The sequence below is a fragment of the Acinetobacter sp. 22512 genome (assembly GCF_052044755.1).
Taxonomy (GTDB): domain Bacteria; phylum Pseudomonadota; class Gammaproteobacteria; order Pseudomonadales; family Moraxellaceae; genus Acinetobacter; species Acinetobacter pittii.
Window position 1 is genome coordinate 254,303 of sequence record NZ_JBQENP010000002.1, and the last position, 12,400, is coordinate 266,702.

Below are 12,400 nucleotides of genomic sequence, written 5' to 3' on the forward strand. Positions count from 1 at the left end.
ATTGGCACTGTTATTGCTAAAACTCTATATCAAGACAACGAGTTTAGGAATAACAGTGTTTTTAGCCGAGTTTAATCAAGCCCCACCAGAACAACTCAAGACTTTGTTAAAAAACTGTGTCCACATTCAAGCATGGGCCGAAAAAATCATCTCAAATCGTCCCTATTCAACAAAAGCATCACTTTTGGAATATGCAGAACAGTTAAGTCAAATGTGGTCATGGCAAGAGATACTAGCGGCTTTAGCAACCCATCCAAAAATTGGTGAACGCCAAGCTAAAAAACAACTCAATGCAAAAGAGCAAGATTTTTCATCTAAAGAACAAGCTGGCATTTCTTTAGATGAACTAACACAACAGGCTCTGCTACAAGGCAACATGGATTATGAACAAAAGTTTGGCTTTATTTTTTTAATTAAAGCGGCAGGCCTTAGTAGCGATGAAATTTTAAAAAAGCTACATGAACGACTACAAAACGACTTGGCTATCGAAAAAACAATTGTACATGAGCAACTTGCAGCGATTGCTCTATTACGTCTATCTCAGGAAATACAAGCATGATCAGCACTCATATTTTAGATACGAATTTAGGTAAACCAGCTGCAGACGTAGAAGTGAAGTTGTTTCATGCAGCAACCCATGAGCTGATAGCAACAGCAACCACCAATCAAGATGGTCGAGTGAGTGATTTTGGAATAACAGACTTTGCAGAAGGTGCTTATCAACTTGAATTTGAAATTGCCCCTTATTTTTCATCGCAGCAAGTCAAAACTTTTTTCCCACGTGTTTGTATCCAATTTTTTATAGAAGACATCAATCAGCATTATCACATTCCATTACTGATTAGCCCATTTGCTTACTCCACTTATCGCGGTAGCTAACTCAATTATAAATAGGAGAAAAATATGAATCATCAGCAAAAAAATGCAATTTCTCCAGAGCATGAATATTTAGGAATTTCCAAAAGTTTTGCTTACGGCTTACAGCATGTGCTGACCATGTATGGTGGCATTGTAGCCCCGCCTTTGATTATTGGAACGGCAGCTGGCTTAAGCTCAGCACAAATCGGAATGTTAATTGCAGCGGCCCTATTTGTAGGTGGATTGGCAACCCTGATCCAAACAATCGGAACCAAATATTTAGGCGCAAAATTACCTCTGGTACAGGGTGTATCTTTTGCGGGTGTGGCCACCATGGTCGCCATTATCACTACAGGCGGTGGTTTACCTGCTGTCTACGGCGCGGTCATTGCAGCCTCTTTAATTGGGCTATGCCTTGCACCTTACTTTTCAAAAATTATTCGTTTTTTCCCACCTGTTGTGACGGGATGCGTCATCACAATTATTGGTCTATCTTTGTTACCTGTTGCGATTCGCTGGATGATGGGTGGCAACAACAAAGCGCCCGACTGGGGTAGCGTAGAAAATATCTCTTTGGCACTGCTGACCTTAGGCATTGTGATTGTTCTAAATATGCTGCCGCAAGCAAGCATTCGACGTTTATCAATTTTGTTGGCTATTGTGGCTGGTACTACCCTCGCCTACTTCATGGGTTTTGGTGATTTTAGTCAGGTGAGTTCAGGCGCATGGCTCCAATTTCCACACTTATTTGCATTTGGTTTACCGACTTTCGAGCTAAGTGCAATTTTATCGATGCTAATCGTTACCTTAGTGATTATGACGGAAACCACAGCCGATATTATTGCTGTCGGAGACATTGTAGGAACTGAAGTCGATTCAAAACGTATCGCCAATGGTGTTCGTGCAGATATGTTCTCAAGTGCTTTTGCGCCTATCTTTGGTTCTTTCATGCAAAGTGCTTTTGCCCAAAATGTTGGACTGGTTGCGATTACAGGCATCAAAAGCCGCTTTGTAGTCGCAGCAGGCGGTGTCATTCTGATTATTTTAGGTCTACTACCTATTATGGGTCGTTTGATTGCAGCGATTCCAATGCCCGTACTCGGTGGTGCAGGTTTGGTCTTGTTTGGGTCGGTTGCAGCGAGTGGAATTCGCACTTTGGCAAAAATAGATTATAACGATCAGAAAAATTTGATTATTGTCGCGACCGCTTTATCAGCAGGGATGATCCCAATTATTAACCATGAGTTTTATGCTCATTTTCCAGTTTGGGTACAAACTTTGTTCCATTCGGGCATTAGTTCAACATGTATCTTTGCTATCTTGTTGAATTTACTATTTAATCATTTACCCTCATTTCGCAGCTCGCGTACCCCACATTTAAGCCAAACAATAAACACAAGAAATACTCATTAAAGATTTAGTTTTTAGCGCCCCACTTCGGTGGGCTTTTTTTTAACCGTTGATCAAATTTGGCTTCATTTTTGCTTAAGACCCTGTATCCTTAGCGTGCTTTATTTGGGGGGAGATCATTTAAATGCAATTAAAGCAACTTGCGGCGACTTGTGCCTTGTTATCTGCAACTGCCATGGTTCAGGCGAAACCAATCTGGCAAGATTTTAGTGTGACTGGACTTTATGGTGAAAACTATGAAGTTGTAGATGACAAAGAAACTACGATTACTTTGGAATATGCTGCGAAAGTTAAATACGCTGATGTGTTTTTCTTTATGGACCGCATGCGTGGTGAAAATGACCACAAGAGTACTTACTTTGAGTTATCACCACGTCTAAGTTTAGGCGAAGTTTCTGGTAAAAAACTGTCGTATGGCCCAATCAAAGATGTACTCATTAGTACTACTTGGGAAGGTAACAGTGAAGACGGCAACAACTTCGACAACTTCCTTTATGGTTTTGCAGTTGATTTAGATATCCCATATTTCCAATATGCAAATTTAAACTTCTACCGTGCAAATAATGAGAACATCGACGACGATTATCAAATGACATTCGTTTATGGTATTCCATTAAAATTAGGATCTGAAGATTTCTTGGTAGATGGTTTCCTTGACTGGTCAACTGCTGAAGGCGACCATGCGAGCGAGTTAAACTGGACAACTCAGTGGAAATGGAATGTGGGTAAACACATTTCTCCTGATACACGCCTATACCTAGGTATCGAGCACTCAGTGTGGAATAACAAATTTGGTATTAAAGGTGCCGACGAAAATAACGTTAGTGCATTGGTTAAATACCACTTCTAAAATCTAAATTTAGAAGATAAAACAGCAAGGAAAATTCCTTGCTGTTTTTGTTTTTAATCAAGTGGATTACCCACAATATTGCTAATAATTCCCTGCATAATATGTCCACCTTGTTCACGGCGTAATTCTTCATACCATGCTTGTGTAACGGCTTCATCTTTCATATGTGTCACATCACAACGTTTGCGCGCACGAAGTACCAATTCATTAGCACGTTCATTGCGCTTGTTTTGATAGCGACGTAAAGCATCCTCTAGCCCCAAAGTATTAATTTGCAGAGAACGCGCTAAATAAATCGCGTCTTCCATGGCTTGGCAACCGCCTTGCCCAATATCAGGTGTCGTGCTGTGTGCAGCATCACCCAAAATCACCACGCGACCTTTATAAAATTGAGTGAACGGTTCAATATCATGTATTTCTACCCGATTGGTCTTTTGCGGGTCTAAGCGTTCAATAAGCTGCTGTACGGGTTGGCACCAATCAACAAAATATTGTTTTAAAATTTTTTTATATTCATCTCGATTATTATCTAATCCTGCTGGTAAAGGCACATCTAAAAAGAAATAGAACTTTCCATCTGCAACTGGCATTAAAGAAGCACGCTTGCCTTCGCCCACATAAGTCGTCCATTGCTGGGCCGGAGCCAAATCTTCAGAGATCTCAACCAAGCCATTCCAGTTCACATAACCCGCATAACGGCGCTGTACTTGCTGACCTAACACATAGGTACGGGTTAGTGAGTGAGTACCATCCGCCCCAATCAATAAGTCAGCCTGCGTTGAACTACCATCTGCAAAATGCACCTCGACAGAATCGGTCTTGTCTTCAAGGCTCACCATTTTTTTGCCTAGATAAATTTGGTCTCGTCCAAACTCATCCATCAGCATATTTTGTAAATCGGCACGTGCAACTGGATAAGGTCTTTGGCCTACTTCTTCAATTAATGGTAGTAAACTGAATTGTGTCATCACATCTCCAGTTAAACCGTCCACATAGGCCAAATCATCCATTTGTCCACCAAGTTTGGCGATTTTGTCAGTTAATCCCAGATAGTTCAGACATTTCACACCATTCGACCACAGCGAAATTGCCGCGCCGACAGGAAGAATTTTTTCAGTTTGCTCAAAAATTCGAACTTGGTGACCAAATTTCTTTAATGCAATGCCTGTGGTTAGACCTCCCATTCCTGCACCAATAATCACCACATTCATAACACTCTCCTATAGATATTCACCTATAGGGTGCTTATGCTAAAAACATGCCATCGTTCAAAATTTATTTAGCTTTTCCACAAAACTGGCATGCACCATGCTTATATATTTACGTGTAAAACTCGACTTGGCACGCTCCGTGTTAGCGCAGTTTTAAATGAAAAATCATGTTTTTAACAAGAAATACGGATACTCCATTATGGCAACATTGCACGCTCCAGCTTTTGAACTTCCTGAGATTTTGAATACTAAGACCAATTTGGCAGATGCCCGAATTGGTGCACAAGTCATTGAGTGTTCAGATGATTTCTTTGCAGAAGCAAAGCGTATGCTGCAATTTGATGCGCCTATTTTTGTTGAAGATAAATTTGATGATAACGGCAAATGGATGGACGGATGGGAGACGCGCCGTAAACGTCACGCAGGTTATGATTGGTGTATCGTGAAGCTTGGTGTAAGTGGAAAAATCACTGCTCTTGATATTGATACCAGCTTTTTTACAGGAAATTACCCTGCCTCTGCATCATTAGAAGCATGTTATGCACCAAATGGGGACCTGACAGGGGCAAAATGGGAGAATGTTTTAGGAAATACTGAACTAGGCCCGAGCCAGCATCATATTTTTATGGTCAATAATGATGCACTTTTCACTCATATACGCCTTAATATTTTCCCAGATGGCGGTATTGCCCGTTTACGTGTCTATGGTGATGTTCATATTCAGGTAACTGACAGCGAACAAACTCTCGATTTATTGGCTCTCGAAAATGGTGGCCGCGTAGTTGCCTATAGCGATGCGCATTTTGGCCATCCTCGTAATTTGATTAACCCAGGCCGTGGAGTCAACATGGGCGATGGATGGGAAACTAAACGCCGCCGTGCACCGGGTTATGACTGGTGTATTCTTGCGTTGGGTAAGAGCGGAAAAATTGAGAAACTTGAAATTGATACGGCTCATTTTAAAGGGAATTTCCCTGCCCAAGTATCTATTCAGGCGGTTTACCTTGAAAACGCAACCGATGCACAGTTAATTCCTCAAAGTATGTTCTGGTCTTACTTACTAGAAGCCCAACCGATGCAAATGGATCATATTCATGAATATGTGAATGAGATTTTACAACATGAAAAAATCTCGCATATTCGTATTAACATGATTCCAGATGGTGGTATTAGCCGTGTCCGTTTATGGGGGAAAATTGCCAAGTCATGATAATGAAGAATGTTCAAATTCAGCCCTTAACAATTGAAAATTTCCAGCCCTTCGGAGAAGTCATCTGTTGCGACGGGCATGACTTTTTTCATATTAACGATGCCCACACCGAGCGCTACCATGCGCTCGTTGAAACTGAAGTTGAGGGTGAAGCAAAGGCAGGAATCAGTATATTCCGTAATATTAAGGCCAGTGTGCTGCCTTTAGAGATTTCAATGTTAGAGCGCCATCCGAAAGGCTCTCAAGCATTTATTCCATTACAGCAACAAAAGTTTTTAATTATTGTTGCACCCGCTTTGGATGAAAATACTCCTGATATTTCAAAGTTATGTGCATTTGTTTCAAATGGGAAGCAAAGTATCAATTATCGGGCAGGCATATGGCATCATCCTTTGCTTACCTTTGAAGCACCCAGTGATTTTGCGGTGGTAGATCGAATTGGAGGTGGAGCGAATTGTGATGTTTTTCAATTTCCACAGGCTATAAAAATTACCGCCTAAATTAAAATATACAGATCTGTATATTTTTACTTTAATGAATGGCAGAACCCGTTGTGGTGATTTCCAACAATTTAGATTTACATAAAAAAAACCCCCGCTAATTGAGCGGGGATTTTTTACGCCTTTTTAGACAGTGATATCAGCTAAGTTACCCTTCTGCTCAAGCCACTGCTTACGATCTGCCGAACGCTTTTTCGCAAGTAACTTGTCGAGTAAACCTGCCGTTAGATGCACATCATCTAGATCGAGCTGAACTAAACGACGCGTGTTCGGGTCCATAGTCGTTTCACGTAATTGAATCGCGTTCATCTCACCCAATCCTTTGAATCGGGTAATTTGCGGATTACGATTGCCTTTAATATTTTTCAAAATAGTTTCAAGTTCATCATCATCAAGCGCGTAATGAACATCTTTACCAATGTCGATACGGAACAATGGTGGCATTGCCACATACAAATGTCCTTCTTCAACCAATGCTGGGAAGTGTTTAACGAATAAAGCACAAAGCAAAGTCGCAATGTGTAAACCGTCCGAGTCAGCATCGGCCAAAATACAGATTTTGCCATAACGCAGTTCAGATAAATCATCACTGCCCGGGTCTACCCCGATGGCAATCGCAATGTCGTGAACCTCTTGAGAAGCGAGTACTTCATCTGAAGAAACTTCCCATGTGTTTAAGATTTTTCCACGAATTGGCATGATGGCCTGAAAGTTTTTATCACGCGCTTGCTTGGCACTACCGCCCGCAGAGTCGCCCTCGACAATAAATAACTCACTGTCTTCACGTGTTTGACCAAAACAATCTGCCAACTTACCCGGCAATGCAGGGCCGGAAACAATTTTTTTACGCTCGACTTTCTTTGCTGCTTTTAAACGACGACCTGCTTTAGAAATTGCCATTTCTGCCAGCTGCATGGCAATTTCAGCATGTTGGTTGAGCCAGAGTGCGAAAGCATCTTTAGCAATATTTAAAACAATATTTGATGCTTCTCGACTCGAAAGACGCTCTTTGGTTTGACCTGAAAACTGAGGCTCTTGGAACTTGAGCGACAAGATATAGTTCACACCATCCCAAACATCTTCCGCCGAAAGTTTGAGGTTTCGTGGTAGCAAATTACGCAATTCACAGAACTCGCGCAATGCTTCGGTAACCCCAGAGCGCAAACCGTTCACATGAGTACCGCCTTGTGCAGTTGGAATTAAGTTGACGTAACTTTCTTGAACCTGTTCACCACCTTCCACATTCCAACAAATCGCAAATTCACATGCCGCACGATCTGCCTGACCGCTGCTCACAAATGCAGGATTTGGCAAAATTTCGCGGTCTTGCAATTCATCCATCAAATAATCGACGAGGCCATTTTCAAATTGCCATTCGATTTTTTCATCGTTAATTTGATCGATATAGATAATTTTTAAACCAGCAGCTAAAACAGCTTTGGCTTTTAAATTGTGTTTCAGTGCTTTTAACGCAAATTTTGGACTATCGAAATATTTCGCTTCTGGCCAAAAATGTACCGTTGTACCTGTCGCACGTTTTGGTGCTTTGCCTTCTAGCACTGCTAAAGGTGCTACTGGTTCACCTTGCTCAAAGGCCATCTGGTATAGGTTACCCTGACGTTGAACTTCGACCTCAACTCGTGTTGATAAAGCATTTACAACGGAAATCCCCACACCATGCAAACCACCTGAAAACTGGTAGTTATCGGTGCTGAACTTACCGCCTGCGTGGAGCTTGGTCAGAATAATTTCAATACCACTTTGGCCATATTCAGGATGAATATCGACCGGCATACCACGGCCATTATCTTCAACCGACAACGAACCATCTTTATAAACCGTAACACATATTTTGTCGGCATGACCAGCTAATGCTTCATCAACAGCATTATCAATAACTTCTTGGGCTAAATGGTTAGGTCGAGTCGTATCGGTATACATCCCTGGACGACGACGAACAGGGTCTAAACCGGAAAGAACTTCAAGCGATTGAGCCGTATATTGTGTCACGTTGTACGTTTTCCTTATTTGATGGTGTGCGCAAAGAATTCGATCACTAACGGTAATTTTTCTTCAAAATCTTCCATAGCATGATTGCCATGAGCATCCGTCAAAATCAATGAGGATGGCGTTGCAGCACTATAATAGCGTTGTGCTTGACGATAATCCAAAATTTCGTCGCCTTGTTGCAATAAGACGAGTATTTTGTCGGCATTTTCAGGTTGTTTCAGTTCCAGTTGTTGTAACTGCCTTAACTGGACATGGTCAATTGACCATTGATCATTCACCACATAGGGCATACTTTCAACTTGAAATAACTCATCAAACAGCTTCCATGGTTGCATAGCAGGGTTAATCAGTACAGCTGGAACATTATATTTCGCGACAAAATATGTCGCAAAAAACCCGCCAAGGCTACTACCGACTAAGGCTACATCATCTAAAGACTCTATCAGCTCTGAAACTTGCTCAACCACTAGATCAGGAGATCTGTTTAAGTCTGGCAAATGCACATTTATGCCCAATTCGCTACAATACTGCTTAAGGCTCAGCCCTTTAATTGAAAGAGAGCTACTATTAAAGCCATGGAGGTAGATAATATTCATATATTTTCCCTCTAAATTGAGAATAAACTCACATTTTTGTTCTCAGTTTGTATATAAAAACACTATTGTCAGACAAGAAAAACCACTCAACTAACCATTCATCAGTATTTTAAAAACATGTGTTATTTAAACTACTAAGATGGAAACGTTTACTGCCGTTGATAAAAAGTACAGCTTAAAACGTCGGTTATAACGTATATGGGGAAAAGATATGCCGAGCTTAACACCACTACATGAAACTTATTGTAAATGGGATCGTACGCCACCTAGTCAGGCAGACGTATTAGAAGGTTTAGCTCAACTGTTCAGTACCAGCTTAAATGGTGTACATGAATTAATTCAAGTTATTAATATTGAAGTATTAAAAAATGCTTTTGGTGTGAGTACACAAAATGCTAAAAACTTTCAAAAACGACCATTTGTGCAAAAGGCATATCAATTTTCTTATGGTGCTTTACAAAAATATGGGAGTTGTTTTTTAGCGCCAAGCTTACGTCACATTATTGAAAAATATCCTACACTTCACGAAAAACCACTCACCCCAAGCCTACATTTTTTAGTCGGTATTTTGAATGGGATTTTTGGGGATTATCTACTGAAACAGCATAGCCCCCTCGCTTTACCCATGGTGCTATATGATCACTACGGTGCAATACAACAAGGGGAACTTGCAGGCCGTATCGTGATTTTAGCTCATGGTTTATGTATGAACCATCTGACTTGGTCAAATGCACACTATGGCGGCATTGGTGAGCGCCTGTTAGCGCAGCGTGACCATAACACCATGTTGTATTTAAATTACAACACAGGTCGACGCATTTCAGCTAATGGACGCAGTTTTTCAAACTTATTAGAAGACTTGGTCCAACGTAATCCAAGAATTACCAGCATCGATATCATTGGCCATAGTATGGGCGGACTGGTTTCCCGTAGTGCCTTGTTTTATGGCAAACAAAATATGTATCAATGGATCCATATGGTCGAGAATCTAGTCTGTATTGGCTCTCCACATCATGGGGCAGTTTTAGAGCGCTTTGGCTTTACCATACAAGATAAACTTGGGGCTTTCCCTTTTGTCGGCTTACTCGGTCAACTGGTTAATATTCGGAGTAATGGTATTTTAGACTTACGCCACGGTAGCGTTCGTGATGATGATTGGGAACATATGGATGCCCGTATTGGTATGATGGATGATAACCGCGCCCCTGCTCCGCTACCTTCCCATATCAACACCTTTTTAGTGGCAGGGACCTTAGAATTTGAAAAGGTGCGCAATAAAGCGTTGACCGTAATTGGCGACTACTTAGTGAGTGTAAAAAGCGCGCTAGGCGAACACCCTAATCCACGTTTTCAGCTTAAAGTTCCAGATTCACATAAAGCCGTGTTTTATGGCTTAAATCACTTTGAAATTCAGTATCACTCAAGTGTTGCGGAACAGATTACTCGTTGGTTATATCCTCATATTAATGATTACGTCCAAGAAGGTATTCAAACTCATATTATTGATATGCCGAACTATAAGCTCGAAGATTTAGAAGGAATTGTAGAGACGTAAAAAAAGCCCAACTTATGTTGGGTTTTTTTAAATTATTCTAAAAATCATAAATCTATTAATAATTTTTATCTAACCATTTTTTAATCTCAGAAATATTTTTATATTTATAATAGACTTTCCCTTCTGCAATCCCTTCAAAACCCTCTGCATTACTACCTAATATATTTGTTATATTTTTCAGATTTAAAGTCTTATTTTTACTAATTTGATATAGGTTAACTTGATAAATTTCACCTTCAATTTGTGGAGTACAACAGTAATATGATGAGTTAAGGGTAATTAATATAGGAGGTTTTCTTTTATTTGATTTATAAATACTGACAGCTAAAAGTTTAGGACTTTCCTTAGCTGCAAAATCAGAATAATCACCAACAAATATTTTTTTTTCTTGATCTCCTACATAACCTTTAAGATATGAACCTTCCGAAGATTCACATATATAATTATAGAATTTATAATCATTTTTCTTAAATATATTTAAGTTTACTTGTTGGTCAATATTACATTGATCCTTTGCAAATAAATTCTGAGAATATATTAGAGATGATATAATAAACAGAATACTAGTAAAATATTTTTTCATTTCATAAACACTATATTAAATAAAAATCTTTCTTGCCTGAACAAAATGTGCTCGTCGATCAGCATATGAATTTGTAGCTTCATTAATTACTTTTGTTATGGCATCTACCTGTTCTCCATTAGCACCCTTATCAGCAACATCATAAAGCTTAAATTTCAACCAGAATCTAATGGCAGATCTAACCGCATATTTTGGTTGTTCAATTAATTCAGGATTCTTTACAAAATCGACTTTCTCTCCAGGCCATATAGTTGAGTACATATTAGTTAAATCTTGATAATTATTCTTTCCTGTTAATTGTTTTAGTCCTCGGCCTAAATACCTCCAACCATCACCAGGAGAAGTATTACCTAATTTATATTTAGCGCTACGATAATTATCATCGTACATGCGATTAGCAATTACTTCTCCATTTGCTGGTCCTTGGCCTCTTTTATATCCATCAATATCTGCTTGTTTATGATGAGTTCTATAATAGCCAATTTGTTTCAATGCCGTTGGCCCCATATATTCCACTTGTTCTCTCAGTGAAAAAGAGCTACCAACTTCTTGCCTAACTTGAGCCATGAAATGGGCTTGTCTCAATCTAGTATCCAATTTGTAGCCAGTTAAATCGCTATTTAATTCATCTAAAATTGGTTGAATTTTTGTAGCTGAAGCTTTTGGCCACATTTTTTTCATTTGGTCCATTGTAATTAATATATCAACTTTAACATTCTTATTAATCTCTGGATCATTCTGTGCCGTACTGCCTTTTGTTATATCTACATCCAGATGAAACTCAACAGGGTTGTTTTTGACTCGCGTTGCCATATAGGTTTGTGTCTTTAAAGGCTTACCATCAGGCTTATACACCGTAAATTCTAGTTTCTGCCCTACCATGCTTTGTAATGGTAATTTTCCATTCGAAATACTAAAAAGCTGTTTTTTACCATTTTCAACAACTAACATTTCCACATTAGTTTTTTCTACAATGTAGTCACTTCCATCTCGATCTAAAATTTTAATCGTAGATGCACTTTTAAATTTTTCATAAGGCTCATCTAATTTAATAAAAATTGGTTGTGAACTGCCATTAGCAGAATTTATTGAACTTTTTAAAAAAAATGTATCATTTGATGTTAATACTAAGACCTCTATGTCTCTATTAGGTGATGAGCGTACTTCTACTATGCCTTCATCATTTGTATATTTATCGGGCGAATTTCCTTTACCTTTTGGTCGTGATTGAATAGGAAAGTTTTTCATAACTTTTCCATTCATATCAACAATTTTAAAAAAAGTACTTACGATTCCTTTGGTTGAGCTGGATTGCTTTACTTGTTTATATTCATCAATTGTTTTTGGCAACTGAACTTTAATAGGATTTTTTTCTGAGGAATGAATAGAAGAGTTTATCGTTTTAAATACTGTATAATCTTTTTGATTAGGAGGCTTTGCTAATATCTCAACAGTTCTATTTGGTGAAGCCTGAAATACAAAAAGACCGAGTTTATCAGTTTTTTGGCTATTAGCATTTAATGAATCTTTATATCTAGATTGTACATTTAAGTTAATAATCTGCTTTCCAGACTTATCATAAAACTTAGAAGTAATAGTGACTAATTTACTCATTAA

The 12,400-nt window shown here is 39.2% G+C and carries 12 protein-coding genes; 7 read left to right on the top strand and 5 right to left on the bottom strand.

Features of this window, described 5'->3' with window-relative positions; translation table 11 throughout:
* Positions 1-55 precede the first annotated feature (55 nt).
* The 4 genes from uraD (at position 56) to ACTJJG_RS04180 (ending at position 3,118) form a co-directional block, all read left to right on the top strand.
* Positions 56-559 carry a 2-oxo-4-hydroxy-4-carboxy-5-ureidoimidazoline decarboxylase gene (gene uraD / locus ACTJJG_RS04165; RefSeq protein WP_014207943.1) on the top strand — a complete coding sequence of 168 codons (504 nt, stop codon included), beginning with the start codon at positions 56-58 and terminating at the stop codon, positions 557-559.
* Positions 556-879 carry a hydroxyisourate hydrolase gene (gene uraH / locus ACTJJG_RS04170; protein ID WP_005066767.1) on the top strand — a complete coding sequence of 108 codons (324 nt, stop codon included), beginning with the start codon at positions 556-558 and terminating at the stop codon, positions 877-879. Before uraD ends, uraH begins: the two co-directional genes overlap by 4 nt.
* 24 nt (positions 880-903) lie before the next feature.
* Entirely contained in the window at positions 904-2,271 is a 1,368-nt protein-coding gene (locus tag ACTJJG_RS04175; RefSeq protein WP_031949632.1) for a nucleobase:cation symporter-2 family protein, read from the top strand.
* A 121-nt stretch (positions 2,272-2,392) separates the two neighbouring features.
* Positions 2,393-3,118 carry an outer membrane protein OmpK gene (locus ACTJJG_RS04180; protein ID WP_002121976.1) on the top strand — a complete coding sequence of 242 codons (726 nt, stop codon included), beginning with the start codon at positions 2,393-2,395 and terminating at the stop codon, positions 3,116-3,118.
* A gap of 53 nt (positions 3,119-3,171) precedes the next feature.
* Here ACTJJG_RS04180 and hpxO read toward each other — a convergent pair whose 3' ends face one another.
* Positions 3,172-4,329 carry an FAD-dependent urate hydroxylase HpxO gene (gene hpxO / locus ACTJJG_RS04185; RefSeq protein WP_032057105.1) on the bottom strand — a complete coding sequence of 386 codons (1,158 nt, stop codon included), beginning with the start codon at positions 4,327-4,329 and terminating at the stop codon, positions 3,172-3,174.
* A 199-nt stretch (positions 4,330-4,528) separates the two neighbouring features.
* Between hpxO and alc the strand changes: the two genes are divergently transcribed.
* Together alc and ACTJJG_RS04195 are read left to right on the top strand one after the other, a co-directional pair.
* On the top strand, positions 4,529-5,539 hold the full coding sequence (alc, locus tag ACTJJG_RS04190) for an allantoicase (RefSeq protein ID WP_002121874.1): 1,011 nt from the start codon (positions 4,529-4,531) through the stop codon (positions 5,537-5,539).
* Positions 5,536-6,039, top strand: coding sequence for an ureidoglycolate lyase (locus ACTJJG_RS04195; RefSeq protein WP_044425248.1), 504 nt, complete (start codon positions 5,536-5,538; stop codon positions 6,037-6,039). The genes alc and ACTJJG_RS04195 overlap by 4 nt, the downstream gene beginning before the upstream one ends.
* 126 nt (positions 6,040-6,165) lie before the next feature.
* On the opposite strand, the gene parE is transcribed toward ACTJJG_RS04195, so the two are convergent.
* Entirely contained in the window at positions 6,166-8,049 is a 1,884-nt protein-coding gene (gene parE, locus ACTJJG_RS04200; protein ID WP_372552649.1) for a DNA topoisomerase IV subunit B, read from the bottom strand.
* 14 nt (positions 8,050-8,063) lie between these two features.
* Positions 8,064-8,645: a YqiA/YcfP family alpha/beta fold hydrolase gene (locus tag ACTJJG_RS04205; RefSeq protein ID WP_032070466.1), complete on the bottom strand. Its 582-nt coding sequence runs from the start codon at positions 8,643-8,645 to the stop codon at positions 8,064-8,066.
* Positions 8,646-8,856: 211 nt separating this feature from the next.
* On the opposite strand from ACTJJG_RS04205, the gene ACTJJG_RS04210 reads away from it, so the two are divergent.
* Positions 8,857-10,200, top strand: coding sequence for a PGAP1-like alpha/beta domain-containing protein (locus ACTJJG_RS04210; protein ID WP_032057108.1), 1,344 nt, complete (start codon positions 8,857-8,859; stop codon positions 10,198-10,200).
* A gap of 55 nt (positions 10,201-10,255) precedes the next feature.
* Here the strand turns inward: ACTJJG_RS04210 and ACTJJG_RS04215 are convergent, their stop codons facing one another.
* Together ACTJJG_RS04215 and ACTJJG_RS04220 are read right to left on the bottom strand one after the other, a co-directional pair.
* A complete protein-coding gene (locus ACTJJG_RS04215; RefSeq protein ID WP_032062531.1) occupies positions 10,256-10,783 on the bottom strand; it encodes a hypothetical protein in 528 nt (175 codons plus the stop codon).
* Positions 10,784-10,798: 15 nt separating this feature from the next.
* Positions 10,799-12,397: a glycoside hydrolase family 19 protein gene (locus ACTJJG_RS04220; RefSeq protein ID WP_032057109.1), complete on the bottom strand. Its 1,599-nt coding sequence runs from the start codon at positions 12,395-12,397 to the stop codon at positions 10,799-10,801.
* Positions 12,398-12,400 lie beyond the last annotated feature (3 nt).